21 protein-coding genes, 7 tRNA genes and 1 other RNA gene are annotated in these 24,922 nt (G+C 34.4%); 20 read left to right on the top strand and 9 right to left on the bottom strand.

Features of this window, described 5'->3' with window-relative positions; genetic code table 11:
- Position 1: 1 nt before the first annotated feature.
- The 4 genes from BW946_RS04225 to BW946_RS04240 all read left to right on the top strand — a co-directional run bounded on the left by BW946_RS04225 (position 2) and on the right by BW946_RS04240 (position 4,459).
- Positions 2-1,447, top strand: a complete 1,446-nt coding sequence (locus BW946_RS04225; RefSeq protein WP_076594975.1) for a hypothetical protein — start codon at positions 2-4, stop codon at positions 1,445-1,447.
- Between the two features lie 128 nt (positions 1,448-1,575).
- On the top strand, positions 1,576-1,851 hold the full coding sequence (locus BW946_RS04230; protein WP_076594976.1) for a helix-turn-helix domain-containing protein: 276 nt from the start codon (positions 1,576-1,578) through the stop codon (positions 1,849-1,851).
- Between the two features lie 123 nt (positions 1,852-1,974).
- Complete coding sequence (locus tag BW946_RS04235; RefSeq protein WP_076594977.1) at positions 1,975-2,835, top strand: ParB/RepB/Spo0J family partition protein; 861 nt, start codon at positions 1,975-1,977, stop codon at positions 2,833-2,835.
- A gap of 229 nt (positions 2,836-3,064) precedes the next feature.
- A complete protein-coding gene (locus tag BW946_RS04240) occupies positions 3,065-4,459 on the top strand; it encodes a hypothetical protein (protein WP_076594978.1) in 1,395 nt (464 codons plus the stop codon).
- Positions 4,460-4,635: 176 nt separating this feature from the next.
- On the opposite strand, the gene BW946_RS04245 is transcribed toward BW946_RS04240, so the two are convergent.
- From BW946_RS04245 to BW946_RS04280, 8 genes are all read right to left on the bottom strand, one after another.
- Complete coding sequence (locus tag BW946_RS04245) at positions 4,636-5,208, bottom strand: hypothetical protein (RefSeq protein ID WP_076594979.1); 573 nt, start codon at positions 5,206-5,208, stop codon at positions 4,636-4,638.
- Positions 5,209-5,228: 20 nt separating this feature from the next.
- Positions 5,229-6,563, bottom strand: coding sequence for a hypothetical protein (locus BW946_RS04250; RefSeq protein WP_139325962.1), 1,335 nt, complete (start codon positions 6,561-6,563; stop codon positions 5,229-5,231).
- 286 nt (positions 6,564-6,849) lie between these two features.
- Positions 6,850-7,287, bottom strand: coding sequence for a hypothetical protein (locus tag BW946_RS04255; RefSeq protein WP_076594981.1), 438 nt, complete (start codon positions 7,285-7,287; stop codon positions 6,850-6,852).
- 16 nt (positions 7,288-7,303) lie between these two features.
- A complete protein-coding gene (locus tag BW946_RS21585; protein ID WP_076594982.1) occupies positions 7,304-8,293 on the bottom strand; it encodes a hypothetical protein in 990 nt (329 codons plus the stop codon).
- A gap of 1 nt (position 8,294) precedes the next feature.
- Positions 8,295-8,696 (bottom strand): hypothetical protein, encoded by a 402-nt coding sequence (locus BW946_RS04265; RefSeq protein ID WP_076594983.1) that lies wholly within the window; start codon positions 8,694-8,696, stop codon positions 8,295-8,297.
- A gap of 505 nt (positions 8,697-9,201) precedes the next feature.
- Positions 9,202-9,543 carry a hypothetical protein gene (locus tag BW946_RS04270; RefSeq protein WP_076594984.1) on the bottom strand — a complete coding sequence of 114 codons (342 nt, stop codon included), beginning with the start codon at positions 9,541-9,543 and terminating at the stop codon, positions 9,202-9,204.
- Positions 9,544-9,561: 18 nt separating this feature from the next.
- Entirely contained in the window at positions 9,562-9,984 is a 423-nt protein-coding gene (locus BW946_RS04275) for a hypothetical protein (RefSeq protein ID WP_076594985.1), read from the bottom strand.
- A gap of 74 nt (positions 9,985-10,058) precedes the next feature.
- Positions 10,059-10,595, bottom strand: a complete 537-nt coding sequence (locus BW946_RS04280; protein ID WP_076594986.1) for a TetR family transcriptional regulator — start codon at positions 10,593-10,595, stop codon at positions 10,059-10,061.
- 2,618 nt (positions 10,596-13,213) lie between these two features.
- Between BW946_RS04280 and BW946_RS04285 the strand changes: the two genes are divergently transcribed.
- Entirely contained in the window at positions 13,214-13,744 is a 531-nt protein-coding gene (locus BW946_RS04285; RefSeq protein ID WP_076594987.1) for an antirestriction protein ArdA, read from the top strand.
- Positions 13,745-13,923: 179 nt separating this feature from the next.
- On the opposite strand, the gene ssrA is transcribed toward BW946_RS04285, so the two are convergent.
- Positions 13,924-14,325, bottom strand: a transfer-messenger RNA (tmRNA) gene (gene ssrA, locus BW946_RS04290).
- 269 nt (positions 14,326-14,594) lie between these two features.
- On the opposite strand from ssrA, the gene rpsU reads away from it, so the two are divergent.
- The 15 genes from rpsU (at position 14,595) to BW946_RS04365 (ending at position 24,914) form a co-directional block, all read left to right on the top strand.
- Positions 14,595-14,792: a 30S ribosomal protein S21 gene (rpsU, locus tag BW946_RS04295; RefSeq protein ID WP_034693154.1), complete on the top strand. Its 198-nt coding sequence runs from the start codon at positions 14,595-14,597 to the stop codon at positions 14,790-14,792.
- 79 nt (positions 14,793-14,871) lie between these two features.
- Positions 14,872-15,759 carry a tyrosine-type recombinase/integrase gene (locus BW946_RS04300; protein WP_076594988.1) on the top strand — a complete coding sequence of 296 codons (888 nt, stop codon included), beginning with the start codon at positions 14,872-14,874 and terminating at the stop codon, positions 15,757-15,759.
- Complete coding sequence (locus tag BW946_RS04305; protein ID WP_076594989.1) at positions 15,756-16,046, top strand: HPF/RaiA family ribosome-associated protein; 291 nt, start codon at positions 15,756-15,758, stop codon at positions 16,044-16,046. Before BW946_RS04300 ends, BW946_RS04305 begins: the two co-directional genes overlap by 4 nt.
- A gap of 109 nt (positions 16,047-16,155) precedes the next feature.
- Positions 16,156-16,229 (top strand) — tRNA-Thr (locus BW946_RS04310).
- Between the two features lie 18 nt (positions 16,230-16,247).
- Positions 16,248-16,328 (top strand) — tRNA-Tyr (locus BW946_RS04315).
- A gap of 87 nt (positions 16,329-16,415) precedes the next feature.
- Positions 16,416-16,488: transfer RNA gene (locus BW946_RS04320), tRNA-Gly, on the top strand.
- Positions 16,489-16,577: 89 nt separating this feature from the next.
- Positions 16,578-16,651, top strand: a tRNA-Thr gene (locus BW946_RS04325).
- A 20-nt stretch (positions 16,652-16,671) separates the two neighbouring features.
- A tRNA-Tyr gene (locus BW946_RS04330) sits at positions 16,672-16,752 on the top strand.
- 86 nt (positions 16,753-16,838) lie between these two features.
- Positions 16,839-16,911 (top strand) — tRNA-Gly (locus BW946_RS04335).
- Between the two features lie 42 nt (positions 16,912-16,953).
- Positions 16,954-17,025 (top strand) — tRNA-Thr (locus BW946_RS04340).
- Between the two features lie 125 nt (positions 17,026-17,150).
- Positions 17,151-17,831, top strand: coding sequence for a response regulator transcription factor (locus BW946_RS04345; protein ID WP_076594990.1), 681 nt, complete (start codon positions 17,151-17,153; stop codon positions 17,829-17,831).
- Positions 17,832-19,196: a sensor histidine kinase gene (locus BW946_RS04350; protein ID WP_076594991.1), complete on the top strand. Its 1,365-nt coding sequence runs from the start codon at positions 17,832-17,834 to the stop codon at positions 19,194-19,196.
- Between the two features lie 215 nt (positions 19,197-19,411).
- On the top strand, positions 19,412-20,653 hold the full coding sequence (locus BW946_RS04355) for a TolC family protein (RefSeq protein WP_083688777.1): 1,242 nt from the start codon (positions 19,412-19,414) through the stop codon (positions 20,651-20,653).
- Between the two features lie 4 nt (positions 20,654-20,657).
- A complete protein-coding gene (locus BW946_RS04360; protein WP_076595078.1) occupies positions 20,658-21,743 on the top strand; it encodes an efflux RND transporter periplasmic adaptor subunit in 1,086 nt (361 codons plus the stop codon).
- Positions 21,744-21,812: 69 nt separating this feature from the next.
- Complete coding sequence (locus tag BW946_RS04365) at positions 21,813-24,914, top strand: efflux RND transporter permease subunit (protein ID WP_076594992.1); 3,102 nt, start codon at positions 21,813-21,815, stop codon at positions 24,912-24,914.
- The last annotated feature ends 8 nt before the right edge of the window (positions 24,915-24,922 follow it).

Consider the following 24,922-nt stretch of genomic DNA (forward strand, 5'->3'; position numbering starts at 1 on the left):
AATGATATTAAAAAATCTCATTTTCCTGCAAAGTATTGGCGGGTTACCTATCTCTGATACTAGTAAAAAAGGAGGTGTAATATTAGATTTTGTGATGTATTATCTATTCACACAATTTCCCAATAAAAATCTTCCAATTATGAATTTTTTTGGAGACAAAGATTTATTAGAAATTGATACCGAAAATATAAGTTTAAGTGAAGCACTCGACCTTTATTCTAATTTTACGTATAGTCCAAAAAATACTGAGGATTTAAAGAAAAGATTCATAAAAAGCTTGCAACTATCTGCACATAAAGAAATAATTGATTTTATTATCAAAGATATATTAAAACAGAACACTAATTATATTTATTATATTAATAGAAAAATTAACCTTCTCCAATTAGGAAATTTTAATGAAAAAGTCGATGTAGTAAATAGTTTGGAAGATTTATTAGATAATGATAATATTTTTCGCTTAGCTAATGGTCTCAATAAATATGTTGCTAAATATAATGTTGATAAAAATACACATATAATTTCTGTAGAAAGTTTAGGTGAAGAATTTGAAGACTATCTTGAATTAAGAAATATAGATAGCACAGTTTTTATAAGTTATTATGCATTTTTATTGGATGCAGATTTTTTTAATGCATCCATTGAAGGTATGAAGTTTGGAAATCAAATAAAAGCAACATGCAGTTCATCTATTTTTTCAAAAAAACAATTAAAAAACGAATTTATTGATTATTCAATTCAAACGGTAAAGAACGAATTATTCCAGAATATGTATGAAAAAAATTTTCAATATCAAGGGATTTTTGAAAAAGAAGATAGCTTTTTTATTGATAAAAAACAAACTTTGATTGATTGTTTAAAAATACTTAGCAATACTTCTCGTACAGAAAAGCATTACTCACAGAAAAAAATAGATATTAAAAAATCTACTAGCTATTTAAAGTTAACTTTTTTGCAGCGTTATCAATATAGTGAACAATTAGATAAGACTTTAAAGAGTAAAACTGAAATGCAATTTGATGAAATCCAGAAAAAGAATAGCGATTATAAAAAATATTTAGCTCAAAAGGGATTTAATAGTTATGAAGTTAAAATTATTTTTAATTTGCTTTCTCAGAACAAATATAAAGATTTGGGGATTATATATCTAAGTAACTTCAGACAAGTAGATTTTTTCAGATTTTGCTATGCATTTTACTTTTTTGATTTTTTTATCGAAATAAAAAAGTATAATTTTGATACAATTAAATCATTTGAAATTATCTTCAGCTTTGATAATGAAAACGACTATACATCAGACTCACTTGAGCAAATGAGAAAGTATTACTTAAATATGAAAAAGAAAACGAACAAGCATTACCCTTTTAACAACTATGAGAAAAACTGTATTGACATAGAAAAAATACTGAGAATTGATAGGGAAAAATTAAAACCGATTTTGGAATAATAAAAATATTAAATTTTTATCACTGATAATCAATTATTTATATTGGATTAAAGTAAAAAATATTTTCCCTGTTTTTTCCCTGTTTTCCCTATTAGAAACTTTGCATCATAATAATAACACAAAAAATTATGACAAATTCAGCCATTCAATTGATGCAAATAGATATAGAATCTTTTGGTCAATTTATTCAAAAACTAGTTAGGGAAGAATTAGAAAAAATCATTCCTGTACAATCAGAGGAAAAAGAGTTCTATACTCGTGAAGAAACAGCAAAACTTTTAAATGTAAGTTTGACAACTTTATTTCATTGGAATAATGATGGTACATTAAAAAATACCAAAATCGGCAACAGGGTGTATTACTCAAAAGATGAAGTATTTTCAAAACTGAAACAAGTTTCTTAATACAGCGGGAAATTCTTCTCAATCCAATTATTTCTTAATCATTTACCACACTTTTAATGTTTAATCAAAGCACAGTCGAGTATTGTGTGGGTATCTCTTGTGCCAAATTTATAAATATTTATTATGTCAAATACAATTCAATTATTAGGACAAAGCTATAATGTGCAATATCACTACAATGATTTAACAACTATCTCGGAACTACAATCCTATCTTACTATTACAGATTTAAATAGATGTAGCCAGTTAAAAGAAGATATTGAAAAAAACGGAATTAATGACCCGATTTTATTTTATACAACTGTAAACGGAATCAAGTTGGTTCTTGACGGTCATGTGCGTTTAAAAGCTTGTATTGAGCTGAATTTAGTAGATATTCCAGTAAAGGAAATTCGAGAAGATTTTAAATGTCTGGAAGATATTCAGTTTTGGATGTTTAAAAATCAATGCCAAAGAAGAAACCTTACACCAATACAAAGATTGCAGCTAGCATGTTTATATGAAGAAACTATTGAAAAAAGGGCAAAAGAAAATCTTGTCAAAGCAGGTAAAGGTGAGACTATAGATGATAAAGTAGATACTATTTTAGAAATAGCCAAGCTTGCAGATGTTAGTAAAGCAACAGTTGCCAGGTACAGAAAGGTTCTAAAAAATGGGTCTGATAAAATTAGGACAAAAATGATAAAGGGAGATGTAAGCATTACATCAGCATATATGCAGACACAAAATAGTCGAAAAAAGAAGAGCTTGAATCCTGATATAAAAACGGATATTCAAGAAGATGTGCAACAAGAGCCAGAATTAGAAAATTTGCAGACTGAAATTTCTGCTGAAAAATATGCGAATGATATTAATACAGGTAGACATCTTTTAGTAAATAATGAAATTGAATATTTTATTGTAGCTAAAGACGAAACTAAAGTGAAAGACTTTATCTTTCAACAACCAGGTGCTAAATATAAGCTTTTCATATTAGAGATTTAGCCTTATCTCTAAAGACAAAAGGCTGTAACCACAGAATCTTTTTCCTGTTACACCGCACAGACATTGCGAACGGGTAAAAAACATCTTTTTATTATTATGCCGTACAACAACTCTGTGCACATAAATTAAGCCCCTAAACGTCCCAAAAATCAACTACAAAAAACCCCTAGAGACATGGCAAAAAAGCTGTGTACAGCCCTTGCTATGTCTTTTTACAGCACTATTTATTATGAACGAATATTATGTACTTGTACCTAAAAGCCTGAATCTGAAGCAGAGACTGTCTAAATTTCCGCCTGATTTTGAATTGAGCCGTGATTATTGCAATTATTTTATCTCTGAATTAATAAAACAAGTTTCTAATCAAAATAATTCTGACGAATTTAAAGATTTCAAAGCTGCAACAACTCATTTTACTTCCAGATGTGCAGGAATTAATCAATCTATTTATAGAAATTCAAAACTGCACATAGACTATCTTTATCAGGACTTCGGAGGTGAAGGGAGGGTATTGTGGAGACATAATTACAAACCTGGCAGCTGCTATTCGTATTATTTGCCTAAATATTTTTGGGGAGATGGTGAGCTGGAACTGATTTGTATTACAGAAAAAACTTTGGTTGATAAGGTCAAAAAGCTTAATAAACCTCAGATTGATAATACCGTCCGAAAACACCTTAATTTTACAATTCAGTATTTTGACACTAACCGTATAGAATTAGACGCAGAATCAGCCTTAAATGAACTGTATCAGGACTACGGGCGGACGGGAGACTATGCAAAATACTTAAAAAATGCAGTTATGATAATGAATCTGAAAAATAAAGGATATAATTTTCATTACAACCCTGAAACGGACGGCAGACTACATACAGCACTATCGCAGTTCCCTAAGATAGGTCGAAAATATCTAAAATATGACGGGCAGCACATAGCCGAAGTCGATTTGTCTTCCTCAGTACCTTTTTTCCTGTCTTATCTACTCTCACTACCTGCATCTAGTAAATCCGCCATACTATCCGCACAGTTACCATACAGTGAAAACATATTATACCATTATATGCTAGTAGAATCTTCGGTAAGTCCTTCTATCAGGGAGATAGCGGATTTCAGGCAACTTGTCCTGAATAACGAGCTTTATGGTAAGTTTATGCCTAGTTTTACAGACCTGCAAAACTTTGGGTCGGGCTTTAAAAATATGTTTGGTAGAGCATTTGATGGTGACGAGGATGAACTCCGAAAATATACTAAAAAAAGATTGTTGTCTATGTTATTTGCCTGTCCGAAAGAATACACGCAGGAACAAGCTGTATTTTATTGTTATTTTCCAAAGATACATCAACTTATCAAAAAATTTAAACAAGCGAAATTTAAAGGTGTTCCGAGGTCTGAAAGACATACAAGGTTTTCACATTTATTGTTTCAATTGGAATCTCATTTCATGTTGAATGTGATTGCTCGTGAAATCAATAATAAATTTAGACGAAAGATACCATTTTTTACACTTCATGATTGTTTAATGGTCAGGGAATCTGATTTAGACCAAGTTTATCACTTAATACACGATATTTTTATCCGTGAGATTGGATATGCTCCAAACCTGACTACTAAGATTTATAAGTAAAAATCACGGAAAATAAAAACAGTAACCTAGATACCACGATTTACTTGTAGCTAAATTTCAGAGTTTGATAGGGGATAAGTAGTATTAAGAGTAATTTGTACTGTAAAATAAAAATGATTGGCTTTACCTGCTTATGGTAGAACCAATCATTTTTTAGTTAAAGATATTAAGCGTTATTACTGTTTAGTAAAAATCAAATCTTTTGTTTCAGGGAGATAAATATTAATATCTGTTCCTGGAGGGCACTTGCTATCATCAAGAATAATATCATTAGGTTTATATTCCCATGAGATTTGAGTAGAACTGATTTTTTTTAGAATTATTTTACCCCAACCAACACGGCAATTTGTACCACTATAAAAGAATATAGTAGAATTATCATAAGATTTTGTTCCTATACTATAAAGATTAATTGAGGGGATATTATTATTCTTTGTGTCTTGCAAAACTACACCAGAAGAATTTTTAACAACATACTTTATATCTAAAACATCTGAATAATAGGTTTTTTGTGAGCTTTTTTGTAATTTCTTTTCAATTTTTGTAATGTATAGTATAATGTTTTTTCCTTGAAAATTTCCTTGAAATACCCCAGTATATGAATTTAATTCATTGTTTAAATCTTTTAAATAAGAATTAGCAGGAATATCCTTTAAAGAAGTGTTTAAAGGGAGTGTGGTTTGTGCTTTACAAGATAAAAAGCCTAAAAAAAGACTAAAAAATATTGTTTTTTTGATATTTGTTTTCATATTCTATATTTGATTTACTATTAGCAAGTAGTTGAGGTTGGCTGATTATTGGCATTCAGATTAATATTTTTTACACTACCATCATTTTCTATTCTTTGTAAATTAACTTTTCCTTCCAGCCCCATATTCTTTAATGTTTCAAAAAAAAGTTTTTCCACTCCTAAATTATTTATTGTACCATCGCTATTCATGTATGTCATTCCATTTTTTGCTTTATCTGTTAAATCACTTTCAGTCTTTATATAATCAATAATATAAGCATCTATCTGGTCTTGTGAATAATTGGTAATAGCGTCTTGATAAGTTCCATTAAACCAAATAACATAATGCATGCCATTTGGAGCAACCATTCCCACATAAGCATTATTTACATTTGCAGGATTAGAAGTTGGTTGTGCTCTCGCAAAACCTAATAACTGGTCAACATCTGGTGGTGATAACATAGGTATTCCTGTTGGAGTATGATTATGATAGCCTCCTGCATAGCCTGTTTTATCTCCAAAATTTACACTATGTGCTCCTCCGATTATTGTCTCGGAAGGTGTTCCATCTGCTTTCAATTTTACTCCTTTTTCACCACCTAAAGTAGATTGTGCTTTAAGCTCATCAATTTTTGCTTTAACATTGGTATTGGTTATTATACCAGTAGTCTTTTCACAAGGATTCTTCGGGTCCTGAGGGTTTTGAGTTTGACTTCCACCTCCTCCTCCGTAGGTGTCAGACCCACCACTCATTCCACCACCATTACTTCCGTAATCTACGTAAGGTTGGTAATAATGATTAACAGGTCCAGTAATATCTCCATAAACATAAATTATAACTGGTAGTATATCTTCTGTTTGTTCAGGCTCTCTACCTCTTGATGCTATTGAAGGTGAATTATAAACGTTTTGAAAATTTGAAATCATACTCTGTACTTCGGGGGAGTTATTTTTCAATACTATAAAATTAACCCAATCTCTTTTGGGATTAACCAATCCTACCAATACTGCGTTAACTGAGCCGTCTTTTATAATTGGATAGGCAATTCCTTTTGTTGTTTCTCCGTACGTTAAACTTCTAAGATTAAAATAAATTTCTCCTACTTCGTTCTGGAATTTCTGAGTGAAAACAGGATTATTGTTCATGAATGTCCGAATAATTTCCTTAAAGGGCTCATGATAACTGATATATTCAGAGTTCTTTTGTGTGTTTTTTTGAGAGTCTAGATTGCTCTCAAACCTGCTAAATGCTTCGATTTTTTCTCTTTCAGTTCTTTTCTCTTCTTGAGTAGCTTCATCGGTTCTACACGAATTGAAAAAAAACAATGACACTGTTACTAATAACAGTAACCGCAAAATAATTTTTTTGTTCATCGATTTGTTATAATTTTTAAGTTGGCTAATTTATAATTTTTTTTATTTCACAAAACATAGATTTTCTAGTCTTTCTACAAATGTATATCTATAAAGCGACAAAACTTGACGTGTTTTCTCTAAATTTTCCCGATTAATGAGTTTAGATGGATTTGAGAATAGTGTAATAAGTAATATGAATATGTATAGTGTTATGGTATTATCTTCGAGTTTTTTTTGTCAGCCCCTCTGTTCATCGGTGTTTACAGAAGCCTTGTATACAAAGATACAAGGCTGTTGGTGTGTGTTACATCTTGACCAGGTCAAACCAAGTTCCGTTACTTTTCCACTGAATCTGAGTTGCGGAAACTTTTCTGAACTCAAAACTTTGTGTTGTGGTTGTAATATTGTATTTTACAGTAAAATTATACTGTGTACCATTGTTAGATGTCTCGTCAACACTTCCCCCATTTGGACTTGATTTTATTGTTCCTGTCATACTCTGTTCGCTTACACCTGTTACAAGTAGTATAAAATCATCTGCCGTAAACTTGTACAGCTTGTTTGAAGTTGTACCATTGGTTACGCCCCAAGTTCCCTGAATCCACGTTGGCGGATGAAAATATTGAGTTGTTGCAGGTTGTTGATTGGTTGTGGTGTTTTCATCATCATTGTTGCCCGAGCAACTTGTAGTTAATAATGTAGCTGTTAGTGATAATGCTGTTAAGATTGCTGTTTTTTTCATAATTGAAATTTTGATGTTAATTATAGTTTTGATTGTTTCTTTTTTGTTCCTCAACCCATATTTCATGCTCCATTTGTAGCTGTCGGGTTTGTTCATGTTCTTCGGGTGTAATGCTTTTCCATTCTCTGATAATCTGTTCCTGTTCTTCTTTGGTCAAGGTTTTTGGAGTAGGTTTTTGATTAGATAAAGTTGTATTGCGGATTTTAGAGATTCGTTCCTTTTCCTGACTTGCTTCTGCGTAGCTGTCAAATCGCATCATGTATCTTTCGAGAATGTTTTTGTCAAACAGATAGGCGTTGCATTTTGCCTGTGTATCGTCTAAAATCATGTATTCTTCATCCGTGCTAATGGTGTAAGGTGTATTAAAGATTCCTGTTACAATTACAGATTCTTTACTGAAGTATTTATCTTTTACCTTGAAGACTACAAACGAGTGTTTTACGGCTGTTTCAGGCGTATTTCGAGGGATTGATGTATTGGGATTGTTTAAGGTTGTTTTTGTTGTGTCTATGGCTGTTTTAGGGGTTGCTATTGGCTCTTGTTTAGTCTTGTCACAACTCATCCCTAAAATTGGCAATATCAGAATCAAAACCTTTACACGGTATCTTTTGAAAAATAGTACGATTAGTGTGTATGTTATCCAAAATAGCAGGAGATATTTGTAATCGGTAAATACTGACTTTGCATACAACACGCCTTTATTGGAGTAGCTCTTGAACTCAGAATCATACAATAGCTCACTACACATCATTCCGTTTGCGGGTAAATTTATCTTTGTTCCGAATGGCGTAGTCTGGTACAATGCACCAACAGGCGTTGTGCGGGTGTCGTATGTTCCGCTAATAACAATCTTATGTCCGTAATCTATTGTGGGATTGCTAAGATTCGGGATATATGAAAATGTACTGAAATGTTGGACTGTAAAAACCGTTACAAATGCTAATACAAAACCTATTAGCAATGATTTAAGTATATTGCTGTCAACCTGAATGGTTTTCTTTTCCATCTTAATAATATTCAGCTAATCCATCGTTATCCATAACAATAATTTTCTTGTAATCCTGAGAAACAAATACGTAAATGTTCTGTTTTGAGTTGGTATTGTAGTAAAGTGATTGCTTGAAAATTACACCTCCAATCTCCTTATATCCTGATTTTTTTATTTCAGCCGCCCAATATGCTTCCGTACCGTTATTGTAAACAGTGAAAAGTTGAGTTGCTCTCCCATTGGTGGATACTTCAAAATAAAACTTGTAGTTAGAAGTTTCATCTGCAATAAGTTTGTATTGCGTTTTTCCGTAGCTGTCTGTGTATTTTATACTTTCCTTTCGGTGACTGAAATAGTAGTTTTGGGAAAAACAGAAAGTACCTAGCAGTACAATTGCTAGTGATAATAATAGTTTTTTCATAGTGATTTTGTATCACTCGAGCCTAAAGTGTGGTTTTGTTTGGGTTGTATAATAGAAAAAGGACGCAGGCTCGTAACTCTTATTTACTGGCAGAGGCTCTGGTAAGCCTTGTAGTGTAAATAAGCGAAACCCACGCCCCGTAATATATGGACGTGAGCGTTCAACTTATCACCCTGCACTACTTTGAATTTACCAGATTCCTGCCAGCAGAATAATTATTAACGCTTTTTCGTTTTCGATAAAATTTGAGGTGCTAATATAAGAATTTTTGTAATTATGTGACAGTTTGTTTTTTTAGTGTAAATGTAATTGCTCGGGCATCATCACCCAAAAAAAAGAGACTCTTATGAAAGTCTCTTGTATCTCTATGGTTTACGATAAACCCATTATTGAAGAAAAGATAACGAAGCTGAAGTTTATTCTAAGCTGGTTGAAGGGTTTTTCAATAGGGTTTTCGTTGTTGGCTTTGCAAGTTCCACGAAACCTTAGCTATTGGTGGTAGTATTTATTTGTTTCCAATTATAACTTTTTGTATATTACCTTTTTCTTTTTGTAGTAAATACAGAATATACGGTGCAAATACAATAATTCCTATGATTGAAGCAATAATGCCAAAAATTATTGACTTTGTAGAGAACTCGTTTCTCCACATAATCCAAAGACCTGAAAGTAGTAAATAACAACTAAAATCAAGATTAAATTGCCCATTCCAGTTAAATGAGGTAATATTTGTTAAGAAAATTTGAAATAGACTTGCCCCTTCTTGTTGAAAAGCAAAAATCGTATAAACCGATACAGTTACACTAAATAGTATAAGTAGAATTTTTAAAATAAGTTGTTTGTTCATAATGAAAATATTTGTTTGCTAAATTTCTTTTGAAGGGTGCCACAATGGTCCTACTGCAATGAGTAAAACTATGATATTAATGACTGCGTTGGAAGTATTTCCTGAAGCGATAGAACCAGCACTGTCCAAAACAAACCAAGAAAGAAGTCCCAATATAACTGCTTTTCTTACTTGTTCAGGTGCTTTGTCGTACACCCAAATAGATAAGAACCAAACCATAACTCCCCACCCAAACAAAAAACCCCCAGTCAATGCTGATAAAAACCTTGTTGTTGGTTCGCTATAATTTTGAACTCCATCAACTGGAAAACTCAAAAAATCAAGTGTCCACCTTGCTGGTTCAGATGTTGAAAGCATTGTCCCCAAAAAGAAAATAGGTCCAAAAGACCCAATTACGATTGCTGTGATTTTTAGCCAAAATTTGTGAAACTTTTGCGTCATCTTAAAATGTATTTCTATTTTTTTTTGCAAAAGTAATGTGTCGATATCGAGTGTTTTAGTCGCTACCGTACAATTTAGACGAAATTGCTTACAATCTTTTTCAGATTTTTGAAATATGATGAAAGCCACTCATAATTCAAAGTTTCGATATTGATTTGAAGAAAGAAATTTTCTAATGCTAATGAAAAAATACCTTCAACTTGTTTTTGCGAAAGCTGTAAGTCCAAGTCACTAATCCAAATATCCAAAAAAGCATCACCTACAATTTTGTTTGACTTTTGAAGAATGTTGGCCAATGGAGTTACATTTTGATTTATTCTCAATTGTCTGTTGAAAAGTAGGTCAATCTTATGTTCTATAAGAATGTTGATTAGTTCGGGGTCAATATTCTCGGCATTTTGCTCTTTACGTGCAATTATTTTTGTTCTCTCGATATGATATTTCAGCAAGTACTCAGTGAAAATTTCTAAGTCGGCAAAATGATGGTAGAAAGATGATTTACTTTTACCAACTTTTTTTGAAAGCGGTTCAATTTTAAGTCCGTTCTGTCCATAGGTTGCAAAAATTTCGTAACCCTTTATTATCCAAATTTCTTTAATATCTGTAGTCATTTTGTATAGTTCTGCAAAATTACCGCCAACATCTAAATTTAAGCATTGTATCACTAATGACAATTGATATTGCGTCAATTTTTTTAATATTTATGAAATGCCTTTTTGTAATGATTAGATTTTCAGTAATAAGAAGTGGAGTGTTTTTATTCTTTTTGCATTGGTGAAAATTTTAAATGTTAATATAAGAATTTTTGTAATTATATGACAGTTTGTTTTTTTGCGTGGAAACGTAACGGTGAGTGCAGGAGTATAATTGTACTGTCTGCTGAAATGACAGAAATCAACATGTGTGCTTTTAAGAAGATTTTGTGTAAATTCTGTACCACAATCGGGCAGGAAGTAAAAAGTACCCCATTATAATACTATATAAAATGCTATTTCAATAGGGTATGATTATATTAGGGTATTTTTTGTTGGTGTGTACCGTAATACAAACTTGAGTTTGTTGTTTGTAAGATGGCTGAACACTCTCATAAAGTTCCATGGATGACTTAAATTTCCATTATTTTTTATTTGCGGTAAAAAAACCTCAAAAGCCGTAAAAACCATCAAATAAGCTTCTTTGTGTATCGATAAAACGATAAGGTGTAGTTAAACATGCTTGTATAACTCCGTAAAGGTGTTAAATTTCTATTATCTCTGTTTTGTGATGTTATGTCCACAAAAAATATTAAAACTTATAAAAACGCCTTTTTTGTAATTTATGTGTCTGCGGGTGATTAAAAACTCTTGTATGACTTCATAGATGCCTCAAATTTCGACTATCTTTTCTTTGTAGTATTATATGCCTTAAAAGTTATAAAGATATCTAGAAATGACTTTATTTGCGTTTTGTGAGTTTAATGAACAGTGAATGCTGCTTGATGTCCTCCTACAACCCCGTCATGGTGTTAAATTTCAACTATTTTTCTTTTGTAATTGCTATCAAAATACTGTAAAAGTATTAAAATGGGCTTTATTTAAATTTTTGTGTATTTTGAGATAGTGGAATAAGCTACATACCCTTGTATAGCTCTGTAAATGCATCAAATTTCCATTATCTCTGTTTTTCGGTGTTGTATAGAAGTGTCTAAAAAAAACTTATCTGTGGGTTTGGAGATAACTTTGAAATCTGCTATCGCTCTGACAGAAGGCGTTTACAGAGTTTCTGCTAACATATAATGATATAGTATGTAGTATGCTGATACATAGCCCCCCTCTATATGCAGGTGGTTGACAGCTAGTAGTAGGTAACTAGATATGGAAGCAGTAGTTATTCGGGCTGCTTTTTAGAGTGCAGAATCTTTTTTTTGATGATAGGCGGTTACGGATTTGTGCGGGTGGGATGGTAATGTGCAGTTGTTTTTTCCGTTACACTATCTCGGAGGTATACACTGTTACGGAATTTATCTATATAAAAAAAGCCCCTCAATAATGAGAGGCATTTTAAACACTTTAGGATGGAAAAAATTATTTTTTCTGTAGCAAAAGTAATTTGATGTTATGTTATTTGCAAATAAATCCATTTAAAATTTATTATTATTATTATTATTATATATGTTTTTACCAATATCTACTTGTTAATATTCAACAAGCACCTTTTTGTGTTAATTATAATCAATTTGTTGTTTTGAAGGAGCTCATAGACAGTTTGTACAGTTTGTGGCGGGGCGTAGAGAAAAAGATTTTTAGCTTATGAATTTTGCTAATATATACCGCTCAATTTACCCCAAAACGAGAGAATCTGCACATATCACAATCTATTATCCTGAACTATGTTCCGTGTGTAAGCTTATGACTGTAAAAAAAGATTTGTTTTTACGATTCAGTTTTTCAGGCGTATGAAAAACTGAATTTCTGAAGCCTGATTTAAACATTTTTTTTACACTATTAAAGCTTTCTGGGTGTGGTAAGTAATCTTTAAGGTTTTGGGCGAGGTGTAGAAAAGTAGATTTTTTGTGGATGTAATTTTGTCAATATATATCTACCTGTTTACCCCAAAACCAAACTACACAATCTCATCAAACATTTATTAATAAGGGTGTTTCCAGAGTTTCTGCAAGATATTACCAATATATAGTATACTTTATTTCTTAACTAATCACACACTAACACACTTTTATTCATTTTAAATCAATATTTCGGGAAACTGTGGTAAACGGTTTGTGATGTTCTGTATGGAATTGTCATTTTATCTGCGGAGTTTTGAGAAAATGTATAATACTTGTTACTATTTACACCACCCGCCAAACTCTTGCTGTAAAAAAGCCCCCCCCCCTCCCATGTCGAGTTTCAAAATTTTTACATGGGCATCGGGTCTCTATCTACTATACGGATTTTGCACCCCGTCAAGGAGATTTTTTCGTTACGCCCCCTATGCTCGGATTTTGTTATTCTCAGACTTGTTTTACTTTTCCTGCGCTCCGAGTGGTTAAAAAGTTTTTAACAACGGTTGATATTTTGGTTAAAAAGTGTTGTAAACGCTTGTGTTTATGGGCTTTTTGTCGTATATTTATACTGCTTTTGTGAGCGACTTACTATTAAAATATATCTCAATATATACATAAAAAAGCCTTGAAGCACTGCAATGCGACAAGGCGAATCAATAAATTTTAATGTATCTAAAACTTATCAACATGACAAATTTACAAAATTGTCTGCAAAATTGTGCTATCTACTGTGGCACTTATGCGAAGTACAACAATTCAAGTATTTACGGCAAATGGTTTAACCTTAGCGAATACGGAAGCTATGACGAACTACTGGAAGCAATGCACGAACTACACGAAGATGAACAAGACCCTGAATTTATGTTTTCCGATTATGAGGGTTGCGAACTGTTTGAGAAATTAGGATTGATACATGAGAGTTTTTTATCTCCCGAGATTTACGAGATAGCCGAGCAAATAAATGAATCTGAACATGATATAGAAGTATTTGAAGCGGTTTTGGATAATCTTGGTACAATAGATTTTCAAAGTGCTTATGAGTACGCAAATAATTTTTACTGTGGTGAATTTGCAAATGATATTGAGTTCGTGGAATATTTATATGAAAATGATATACCGTTCAATCTGCCTAACTTTGTTGTGATTGATTGGGAAGCTACGGCAAAAAACATTATGTATGATTATTTTGAGAGTAACGGACATTATTTTAAATCGTAGTATATTTGTAATATTATAAACCCTTTGTATGCTTTAAAATTCAAATAGGTTTAATTAAATTCAAGCAGATTTAAAAAAGCACATCTTAAAAATCTGGGTACAACCTTGGGTACAAAAACAAAAAAGAGAAAATGTAATTATTCAGAAATCAATAAATTACAAATTCTCTTTAGCTTAAAAAGTGGAGTTGGAGGGATTCGAACCCTCGTCCAAACAAGCAATACATAAGCTTTCTACATGCTTATTCTACCATTGGTTTTCGACTGGAAGCAGAGGATAGACACCCAACTACCAGCTTATCTTTTGAAATTTTCGAGCTTTAGCCAAAGCTTCTAAAGCCTTATTTCCGCATTCCTATATCCCAGGATCAAACGCTGCAGAACAGAGCATTTGTGGAATATCTTGCTTCCCTACTGAAATCTTCGGGAAAACGCTTGATCTACTATACTTCGATATTAAGCTGCAAGAGCGAACTCTTCGTTGCCAGTTAAAATTTTGTAGCAAGGGATTATAGAGATCGCGCTACGGTTCTCTGCATGCTTACTTACCCATTGGTCTTGCTGTCGAAACCAGTCAACCCCATGAATAAAGTGAATGCAAAGATAGTGCTTTTTGTTTACATTTCATTAATATAGGTGGTTTTAATAGTAATTGGGAAATAAAATGAATAACCTGAAGCTATTAAAAATTGAATGTCTGGTTATTGTGGATAAAAAATTAATGTCTGTTAACAGGCTTTAATACGGGGTTTTTTAACAGTCTTAAGATAGGGTAGTGATTGTTTATTGCAATATATTTTGTGTTCTCATAAAAATTACCTAATTTTGCAATCCAAAATGAGATGTAAAATATGTTAATAATTCCAGTAAAAGATGGTGAATCCATCGACAGAGCTTTAAAAAAATACAAGAGAAAATTTGATAAAACAGGAACTGTTCGTCAATTAAGGTCTAGACAACAGTTTATTAAGCCTTCCGTAACTTTGAGACAAGCTAGACTGAAAGCGGCTTACAAACAAAGAGCGCTTAGCAAAGAAGAGCAGGCTTAAGATTTTTTCTTAACCATATATTAATTCACTTCTTAAATTCTTATATTTGAGAAGTGAATTTTTATTTTTATATCCTATGATGCTGGAAAAGTTTTTAGAATACTTACAATTCGAAAAAAGATATTCTCCTCATACCATTACAAGCTACAAAAAAGACCTTGAAGACTTTTCCCATTTCTTCCTCCGAACAGAATCTTCCGACAATTTAGCCAGGGCAGACAAAAAAATTATCCGAAATTTTATTGTTGAATTGAGCGAAAATAATATTTCCAAAAGAAGTATCAACAGAAAATTATCTTCACTCCGAAGTTTTTATCTTTTTCTTTTAAAAATAGGGGAGATTAAAGTTTCTCCTGTAGAAGGGATTTCTTCCCTGAAGTTTTATGCTGAAAAACAGATTCCTATGTCTAAAGAGGAAATGACTGATCTCAATGAAAGAATTTTCGAACAGGTACATGATGTACTTGAAAAATGTATTTTGGAAGTTCTTTATCAGACAGGAATGCGTAAAGCAGAACTTTGTGGCCTGATATTTGAGAATGTTGACTTATATGGAAATGAATTAAAAGTAATAGGAAAAGGGAACAAAGAAAGGGTGATTCCCATTTCCAATGAATTGTCTGAGCTTCTGAAAAGTTATCTGGAAATAAGAAATCCGCAGACAGAATTCAAATCATATTTTTTCGTCAATAAGAAAGGGAAAAAACTCAATGAAAAATTTGTTTATGTGGTAGTTAATAAGTACCTTAGTCTTGTAACAACGAAAGAAAAAAAAAGTCCTCACATCCTACGGCATAGCTTTGCTACCCACGTATTGGATAATGGGGCGGAGATCTCCAAAGTAAAAAAAATATTAGGGCATTCCAGCCTTGCCAGTACTCAAGTCTATACGAATGCTAATATTGAGCAATTGAAAAAAGTGTTTAATCAGGCTCACCCTCGAGCATCAAAAAAAGAAGAATTATGAAGATTTCAGTTCAATCAATTGGTTTAACACCACACGAACCACTAGAGTCACACATTGACAAAAAAGTAAGCAAATTGGATACCTTTTATGACAAAATTCATGAGTGTAAGGTATTTTTAAAAGTAGAAAATAACGCTGATAAAGCTAATAAAACTGCTGAGATTATTTTGGCGGTTCCGGGAGACGATATCGTAGTAAAGAAAACATCTACCAGTTTTGAAGAAAGTTTGGACCTTTGTGTTGATACAGCTAAAAAGCTACTAATCAAGAAAAAAGAAATGGCGTAGAAAAAAAAGTCAAAAAAAGTTTATAAAATATTTGAGAATTCAAAAAATCCGTTCTATATTTGCACTCGCAAAAAAGGAACAGCGATCTTTTGAATTCTTTTTTATATTTGCCTCCATAGCTCAGTTGGCCAGAGCACGTGATTTGTAATCTCGGGGTCGTGGGTTCGAATCCCTCTGGAGGCTCATAAAATATAAACTTTTGGGGAGATTCCAGAGTGGCTAAATGGGACTGACTGTAACTCAGTTGCTTCGGCTTCGTAGGTTCGAATCCTGCTCTCCCCACTTTATATTTTTATAAAAAAACTTGCAGGATTAAATAAGTTTTCTTAGTTTTGCACAGCGTTTACCAATAGTTTTGGAAACAAAATTGCGGAAGTAGCTCAGTTGGTAGAGCGTCAGCCTTCCAAGCTGAATGTCGCGGGTTCGACCCCCGTCTTCCGCTCAATAAAATCACAGAGTAAAAGTGATTTTTTTTAACACTGAAATATGTAGAGTAGAGTTTCTCAATCAGTTTCAGTCCTTTATTAAAATGCCTCCATAGCTCAGTTGGCCAGAGCACGTGATTTGTAATCTCGGGGTCGTGGGTTCGAATCCCTCTGGAGGCTCATTTTAATATAAAATATCTGGGGAGATTCCAGAGTGGCTAAATGGGACTGACTGTAACTCAGTTGCTTCGGCTTCGTAGGTTCGAATCCTGCTCTCCCCACATTTTATATTATAAAAATAGTTGCGAGATTAAATAAGTTTTCTTAGTTTTGCACAGCGTTTACCAATAATTTTGGAAACAAAATTGCGGAAGTAGCTCAGTTGGTAGAGCGTCAGCCTTCCAAGCTGAATGTCGCGGGTTCGACCCCCGTCTTCCGCTCAACGAAAAATCACGCTACTTAGTGTGATTTTTTTAGTTGATGCCGACTTAGCTCAGCGGTAGAGTGCTTCCTTGGTAAGGAAGAGGTCACGGGTTCAAGTCCCGTAGTTGGCTCTCGATTTTCCCGAATTTTCTTCGGGATTTTTTTATGCCCAACTTTTGAGACTGATCCACTTTTACTCCAGCTTTACAATCACAATCATAAAATTTTCGTTAAATTCGTGTAAAATAAATTTTTGATGAATATTCTTTTACTGGAAGATGATCTCATTCTGTCTGCAGAATTGTGCAGATTTTTAGAATCAAATAATTTTAACTGTGATAAAATCTATGACGGAGAAACCTTTCTCCGTCAGATAAAAAATAGTACCTATGATCTGTATCTGCTGGATATTAATGTTCCTAAAATAAACGGACTAGATGTCTGTCAGACGATCCGTTCTTTTGACAAGAATACTCCCATCATTATCATCTCTGCCTATGGAGATATCTCTGATAAAAAAGATGCTTTCACAAGACTGGCTGACGATTATCTCGTAAAGCCATTTCAGTTTGAAGAACTTCTTCTAAGAATCAATTCGCTGCTGAGGAGAAAAGCTCCTTCTGATGATTCCGATCAGGATATTGTAAGAATTGATGACCTTATTATCAACAAAACAGAGCAGAAGGTTTATCGTGGAGGAAATGAAATAACCCTTACGCTGAAAGAATTTCAGTTGTTGGTTTACCTAGCGGAAGCGCAGGGAAGAACGGTTTCCAAACAACAGATCACAGAACATGTATGGGAACACAATTTTAACACAAATACCAATACCGTAGAAGTGTATATCAATTTTCTGAGGAAGAAGATTGATAAAGATTTTAAAATAAAACTAATCCACACCCGTTCTGGTTTCGGATATTACCTAAGCCCATTATAAATGTCTTTAAAAAGGAAGATCGCTTTAACGATAAGTATTGCCTTTTCATTACTATTTGGAATGGTGATGGCGGTCATTTATTTATCTTTTAACGATTTCAGAAGGGATGAGTTTAAAGAACGATTCAGACAGCGACTTGAATTTACTTCCCATTTTATCTCAAAATCAAAAGACTTTGAAGAAGAGGCTCCGGTTTTTTTCAACGAAAATTCAGATAACATTCTTTTGAATGAAAAGATTTTAATTTTCAATGAGAAAAAAGAACTCATCTACAGTACGATCAAAGACCGGAATGTCATCTGGGACAGTGCAATGCTTAAAGAGCTGGATAAAAAGAAAATTATCTATACAGAAAAAACAGTTCCGGAAATCTATGCTGCACTCAGGAATATCAACGGAGAAAATTATTATATCCTTACCAGTGCTTTTGATACTAACGGAAAATCCAAGTTGGGATATCTTAAATATCTTTTGATTACGGCTTATGTGATGAGCACCATGCTTATTGGTTTTTTCAGTTATTATTTTGTCGAAAAGTTCCTTCGTCCACTGGAAGACCTGAACAAGGAAATTTCTGAAGTTACTGCCCATAAACTCACCACACAGATTCCGGTAGAGCAGTCTAATGATGAAGTAAGTGTTCTTGCCAAATCCTTTAATACCATGATTGGAAGGCTGGATGATGTATTTCAGTCGCAAAAAGATTTTACGGCCAGTGCTTCGCATGAGATCAGAACGCCGATAACAAGAATGGCATTTCAGCTGGAAAATCTGATTAAATTTGAGGAACATTCTCCGGAAACGATGTCTTCTTTAAAACAGATTCAGCGGGACGTTTATCAATTATCAGACCTTACCAATTCACTTCTGCTGTTGACAAAGTTTGATAAAGAAAATATTCAGAGCATTTATGAGGAAGTAAGAATTGATGAAGTCATCTTTGAAGCCTTTGAAGCGGTGGAGAAAAGTTATCCACAACTTAAGCTGGATTTTCTGATCAATGAAGATAGTTCTGAAAATGCTTTTCTGACTATAAAAGGAATTCATTCACTATTGGTAATCGTATTTATCAACTTATTTAAAAATGCAGCAGTGTATTCAGATAATACAGAAGTGAATGTTCTGATTACTGAAACCAACGATAATCTTTCCGTTGAAGTTATTTCTCACGGCAATACTATTTCTGAAGAGGAGCAGACTAAACTGTTTGAAGCTTTCACAAGAGGAAATAACGCACAGAATATAGCAGGGTCAGGATTAGGCCTTAGAATTGTCAAAAGGATTCTGGAATATCATGATGCAGATATTGTATACTCTTCCCCTGAGGATCACATGAATAAGTTTACATTATTTTTTAAAAAATAAAATAAAAGCGACTGATACGAAAAACAGTTGCTTTTTTGTTAAACTCCTGATTTAAATTTTTAATAAAAATTGAATGTTTGTAGAAAAATTAGCTGATTTTGTCTCGTAATTTATTCTGTAAACAGCCTGTTCATAACTATTTTAATATTTTTTTAAGCGTCATTTAAGTTTCTTTTAATAGCATCAAAGCAATTTTGTAATTTAAAAAGATAATAATGAATAGAATTGCAGTGCTGTGCCTCGCCGTTTCCTCATTCATGGCGGCACAACAGCAGATGTCTCTTTTGGAATGCGAAGAAGCTTTTCAGAAGAACAACCTCCAGATGCTCGCCGAACAATACAACATCAATATGGCTGATGCGGATATTCTGCAGGCTAAAATCTGGGAATTACCTCAGTTAAGCGGACAGTTCAATGCTTACAATCCTCAAAGCAAAAAGTTTTTTGATGTAGGACATTCTAAAGGAGCGGGTATTACTCAATTGATTTATATGGGCGGCAAAAAGAAAAATGAAATTGCTTTTGCCAGATCCAATAAAGAACTGGCCCAGCTTCAGTTTTCACAATTGCTGGTAGATTTAAGATCTCAGCTTCGCTCTGCTTATTTTAACCTTTATTACGAAAAACGAAAGCTGGAAAATACCAACAGACAGTTAGGATATATGAATGATCTTTTGAATGCCTATCGTATACAGTCGGCAAAAGGAAATGTTTCCCTTAAAGATGCTGTAAGGCTGCAGAGTATTGTGATTCAGCTGAATCATGATAAGCTGGAGATCAATAAAAATATTCTTGATTTTGAGCAGAATCTGAAAGTTCTGACAGGAGTTGCAGAAGAGATAGAGCCTGCAATGTCTGAAACCGAAGCAAAAGAAGCTCTGGCAGCACAGCCTTTCGGTGATGAAGAAGAACTGAAAAGCAAAGCCCTCGAAAATAATGCAGATTACCGATACAATTTGAAGCTCATTGATAACAGTAAGTTGTATGCACAGTGGCAGAAATCATTGAATGTACCGGATGTTACGGTAGGTGCAGCGTGGGATCAGGCAGGAGGAACTTTTAATAACGAAGCTAATCTGACCTTGGGAATTCCTTTGCCACTATGGAAAGCCAATCAGGGAAATGTAGTAAAAGCAAACTATGCTATCCGGCAGAATCAGAAAAATGCTGATTTTCAAAAACTGACGCTGGAAACTAAAGTTCAATCTGCATACAAAACCTGGAAGGCACAATATGATCAGCTTCTGGATGTAAAAACTACAGACCTTCAGAATATGGAACTTGTTTACAACGGAATGCTGACCAATTTCAGAAAAGGAAATATCAACCTGATTGAATTTACAGACTTTATGGATAGCTACAGGGAGACAGCTCTTCAGATCTATGATATGAAAAATGAGATCATGCAGTCGGCAGAACAACTTAATCAACTAGTACAAACGAAAATCTTCTATTAAAATGATGAAAACATATATTATTCCCGCATTGATGGTCCTTTCATTAATGGCCTGTTCAAAAAAGGAGGAAGAGAAAAATAATCATACGAAAAAAGGATTCGAGCTCAGTAACACCATGCTGAATTCTATTTCCCTGGCAAAAGTTGAAAAAAAGAATATAGAAGATGAATACAGCTTCTATGGAAAAATATCGGCAGACAAAAACAGTTATATAGATGTTTACCCTTTGGTAGGAGGAAATGTGATGAGTGTGAATGTAGAATTGGGTGACTATGTAAAAAAAGGACAGGTGTTGGCTACCATCAGAAGTACTGAGCTTGCAGAAATTCAGAAAGATGTTAGCGATGCAAAAACAGATCTTGTAGTAGCAAAAAATAACCTCCGTGTTGCAAAAGAACTCTACGAAGGAAAGCTTAATACGGAAAGAGATGTACTGGAAGCTAAAAGTCAGTTACAAAAAGCAGAAGATCAGTTGCAGAGAGCCGCCGCTGTAAGTACCGTTTATAATGTGAAAAGCGGAAATATATACAGTGTAGTAGCACCTATCAATGGTTATATTGTTCAGAAAAGTATTAACAAAGACATGCAGCTGAGAAGTGACAGGAGTGATAATATCTTTGATGTGGCCAATACTACCAATGTATGGGCTATTATGAATGTCAACGAATCTGATATTGATAAAATCAGCCTTGGAATGAAGGCCCAGGTATCCACACTTTCTTATCCGGACAAGGTTTTTGATGGAAAAATTGATAAGATCTTCAAAATTATTGATCCGCAGACCAACGCCATGCAGGCAAGAGTAGTATTGAACAATTCCAACGGACTTTTGATCCCGGAGAGTAAAGCCACGATAAAAGTTTCCAGCCTTGAAAGCAACGCTACACTTACCGTTCCCTCCAAAGCAGTGATTTTTGATGATAATAAAAGCTTTGTGGTGATTTTTAAATCCAGAACAGATGTAAAGATCAGAGAAATCAAAGTATTAAAGCAGGTTGGTGATGTCACTTATATTGCACACGGTCTTAAAGAAGGAGAAGAAGTAATTACCAATAACCAACTGCTGATCTACCGTTCACTGAACAGCTAGTCTTATTAAACCATTAAGAATATGTACTTTTTTCTTTAACGGCTTTTTTAGGTCATCAATGTATCTATCATGAATAAATTCATAAAAAATATAATCGCTTTTTCATTAAAAAATAAAGCATTTACCTTTATCTGGGTAGCGATTTTAGCCATCTCTGGTTTTATAAGTTTCAAAAACATGCCTATTGAAGCTTTTCCGGATGTAACCAATACCCAGATTGTCATCATCACCCAATGGAATGGGCGTAGTGCAGAAGAAGTAGAACGTTTTGTCACGACACCCATCGAATTGGCGATGAGCCCGGTTCAGAAAAAAACAAGTGTAAGAAGCACCACCATGTTTGGGCTTTCTATTGTTAAAATTCTTTTTGACGATGGGGTGGATGATACTTTTGCCAGAAATCAGGTCAATAACCAGTTAAGAACCATTAGCCTTCCTGATGAGGTAGACCCTGAAGTACAGCCACCCTACGGGCCAACCGGTGAGATTTTCAGATATACGCTGGAAAGTAAAACAAAAGACTCCCGAACACTGCTTACCCTGCAAAACTGGATAATAGACCGTGCTCTAAGAGGAGTTCCGGGTGTAGCAGATATCAATGTTTTCGGAGGGCAGGATAAAGTGTTTGAGCTCAGTATCGATCCGAGAGCATTGGATAAATATAACCTCACGCCGCTTCAGGTATATGATGCCGTTACCAAAAGTAACCTGAATGTAGGAGGTGATGTTATTGAGAAAAACGGACAGGCCTACGTGGTAAGGGGAATTGGTCTCGTAAAATCAGTGGCGGATATCGGAAATATTACCATTCAGAATGACAGCGGAAACCCTGTTTTGGTAAAAAATGTAGCTGAAGTTCATGAAAGTTCCATGCCTAGAGTAGGGCAGGCTGCCCTGAATCATCATGACGATACGGTGGAAGGAATTGTTGTGATGAGAAAAGGGGAGAATCCAAGAGAAGTACTGGTAGGAGTGAAGGCTAAGATTAAAGAGCTTAACGAAAAAGTCCTTCCAAAAGATGTGAAAATGGTCACTTTCTATGACCGCGACAATCTGATGGATTTCACAACCCATACCGTAATGCATAACCTTATTGAAGGAATTGTTCTGGTAACGGTAATCGTTTTAATCTTCATGGCAGACTGGAGAACTACGCTGATTGTTTCCATCATCATTCCTCTATCCTTACTATTTGCCTTTTTATGTTTAAAACTGGCCGGGATGAGTGCCAATCTGCTTTCGTTAGGTGCTGTAGACTTCGGGATTATCATAGACGGAGCCGTCGTCATGGTGGAAGGCCTCTTCGTAATGTTAGATCATAAAGCGAAGCGTTACGGAATGGAGAAATTCAATAAACTCGCAAAAGGAGGCTGGATCAAGCAGACAGGAACCGGATTAGGAAAAGCGATCTTTTTTTCAAAATTAATCATCATCACTTCGTTGATTCCTATTTTCTCATTTCAGAAAGTGGAAGGTAAAATGTTCTCTCCTCTTGCATTTACATTAGGATTTGCATTAATGGGAGCATTGATATTTACATTAACATTGGTTCCTGTTCTTTCGCATATCCTTTTAAATAAAAATGTAAGAGAAAAAAATAATCCGTTTGTTAACTTTTGGGACAGAATCGTTTTGAAAGGTTTTAATTTAACATTCAGGTACAAAAAAATGAGCATGATTGCAGCGATTTCCTTTCTGGCTGTTACATTGTTTTCCGGAAAGTTTTTAGGAACAGAATTCCTGCCTCAGCTGAATGAAGGATCATTGTGGATCACCGCAGAAATGCCGATGAGTTCTTCATTAAAAGAATCTCTGAAAACAGCAGATCTTTTAAAGAAAGACATTCTGAGCTTCTCCGAAGTGACAGATGTTCTTGCGCAGACGGGAAGAAGTAATGACGGGACTGATCCCAACGGGTTCGGATTTGTGCAGTTTGCAGTTAATCTTAAGCCAAGAGAAGAATGGAAGCGTAAAATTACTTATGATGAACTGATCAATGAAATAGACAAAAAGCTCAGAAGTTACCAGGGAATTACTTTCAACTATTCCCAGCCGATCTCGGATAACGTAGCCGAAGCTGTAGCAGGATTCAAAGCAGAAAATGGAATCAAGATCTATGGTGACAATCTGGAAACGCTGGACAAATTAGCCCATGAAGTTTTGCTTAAAATTAAAGACGTACAAGGCGTAAAAGACCCGGGAATTATTAAAAATATCGGCCAGCCTGAAGTAAGTGTGGTTCTGGACAGAGATAAAATGGCTGCTTACGGAGTAATGCCTGCAGATGCACAAGCCGTGTTGGAAATGGCGTTTGGAGGGAAAACAGCGTCTGAAATGTTCGATGGGGAAAGAAAATTCCCGATCCGTCTTCGTTATTCTCAGGAATACAGAACCAATGAAAACGATATTGCTTCTTTGATGGTCCCTACACAGGATGGAGCAAAAATTCCCTTAAAAGAAATAAGTACCATTGTTAAGGATAACGGAGCCGCATTTATTTACAGAGACAATATCAAGCGATATATCGGGGTTAAATTCTCCATCCGTGACAGAGATTTGGGAAGTACCATTGCGGATGCACAGAAAAAAGTGGAAACTATTGAACTTCCGGATGGGTATTCCGTAGGATGGACAGGTCAGTTTGAAAACCAGCAGCGCGCATCACACAGATTGGCACAAGTAGTACCGGTGAGTATCCTGATGATTTTCTTCCTGCTGTTTATTCTGTTTGGAAATATGAAAGATTCTCTTTTGGTACTGGCGAATGTGCCTTTTGCTTTGATAGGTGGAATTATCGCCCTGCATGTTACCGGTATCAATTTCGGAATCTCTGCCGGAGTAGGGATGATTGCTCTTCTTGGAATTTGTATTCAGAACGGGGTAATCCTTATTACAGAGTTCCACCAGAATGTTAAAGACGGAATGGATATAGACACCGCCATCTTAAATGGAGTAAAATCCAGGACGAGACCTGTAATTATGACAGCATTGATGGCTTCCATAGGGCTTATGCCGGCAGCCTTGTCTACAGGAATCGGATCGGAGTCTCAGAAACCTCTGGCCATTGTTATTATTGGAGGACTGATTACCGCTACAGTGCTTACCCTGCTTATTTTCCCTATTATCTTCTGGATTTTCAACAAAACGAAAAGCTCGGTCAAATTTGATTAATCTTTCAT

It is taken from the genome of Chryseobacterium sp. RU33C, assembly GCF_900156015.1.
Classification (GTDB): Bacteria; Bacteroidota; Bacteroidia; order Flavobacteriales; family Weeksellaceae; genus Chryseobacterium; species Chryseobacterium candidae.

Bases quoted from the DNA above. Each gene is read 5' to 3' on its own strand.
- BW946_RS04225 (WP_076594975.1), top strand. From the start codon at position 2: ATGATATTAAAAAATCTCATTTTCCTGCAAAGTATTGGCGGGTTACCT.
- BW946_RS04230 (WP_076594976.1), top strand. From the start codon at position 1,576: ATGACAAATTCAGCCATTCAATTGATGCAAATAGATATAGAATCTTTT.
- BW946_RS04235 (WP_076594977.1), top strand. From the start codon at position 1,975: ATGTCAAATACAATTCAATTATTAGGACAAAGCTATAATGTGCAATAT.
- BW946_RS04240 (WP_076594978.1), top strand. From the start codon at position 3,065: ATGAACGAATATTATGTACTTGTACCTAAAAGCCTGAATCTGAAGCAG.
- BW946_RS04245 (WP_076594979.1), bottom strand. From the start codon at position 5,208: ATGAAAACAAATATCAAAAAAACAATATTTTTTAGTCTTTTTTTAGGC.
- BW946_RS04250 (WP_139325962.1), bottom strand. From the start codon at position 6,563: ATGAACAAAAAAATTATTTTGCGGTTACTGTTATTAGTAACAGTGTCA.
- BW946_RS04255 (WP_076594981.1), bottom strand. From the start codon at position 7,287: ATGAAAAAAACAGCAATCTTAACAGCATTATCACTAACAGCTACATTA.
- BW946_RS21585 (WP_076594982.1), bottom strand. From the start codon at position 8,293: ATGGAAAAGAAAACCATTCAGGTTGACAGCAATATACTTAAATCATTG.
- BW946_RS04265 (WP_076594983.1), bottom strand. From the start codon at position 8,696: ATGAAAAAACTATTATTATCACTAGCAATTGTACTGCTAGGTACTTTC.
- BW946_RS04270 (WP_076594984.1), bottom strand. From the start codon at position 9,543: ATGAACAAACAACTTATTTTAAAAATTCTACTTATACTATTTAGTGTA.
- BW946_RS04275 (WP_076594985.1), bottom strand. From the start codon at position 9,984: ATGACGCAAAAGTTTCACAAATTTTGGCTAAAAATCACAGCAATCGTA.
- BW946_RS04280 (WP_076594986.1), bottom strand. From the start codon at position 10,595: ATGACTACAGATATTAAAGAAATTTGGATAATAAAGGGTTACGAAATT.
- BW946_RS04285 (WP_076594987.1), top strand. From the start codon at position 13,214: ATGACAAATTTACAAAATTGTCTGCAAAATTGTGCTATCTACTGTGGC.
- rpsU (WP_034693154.1), top strand. From the start codon at position 14,595: ATGTTAATAATTCCAGTAAAAGATGGTGAATCCATCGACAGAGCTTTA.
- BW946_RS04300 (WP_076594988.1), top strand. From the start codon at position 14,872: ATGCTGGAAAAGTTTTTAGAATACTTACAATTCGAAAAAAGATATTCT.
- BW946_RS04305 (WP_076594989.1), top strand. From the start codon at position 15,756: ATGAAGATTTCAGTTCAATCAATTGGTTTAACACCACACGAACCACTA.
- BW946_RS04345 (WP_076594990.1), top strand. From the start codon at position 17,151: ATGAATATTCTTTTACTGGAAGATGATCTCATTCTGTCTGCAGAATTG.
- BW946_RS04350 (WP_076594991.1), top strand. From the start codon at position 17,832: ATGTCTTTAAAAAGGAAGATCGCTTTAACGATAAGTATTGCCTTTTCA.
- BW946_RS04355 (WP_083688777.1), top strand. From the start codon at position 19,412: ATGAATAGAATTGCAGTGCTGTGCCTCGCCGTTTCCTCATTCATGGCG.
- BW946_RS04360 (WP_076595078.1), top strand. From the start codon at position 20,658: ATGAAAACATATATTATTCCCGCATTGATGGTCCTTTCATTAATGGCC.
- BW946_RS04365 (WP_076594992.1), top strand. From the start codon at position 21,813: ATGAATAAATTCATAAAAAATATAATCGCTTTTTCATTAAAAAATAAA.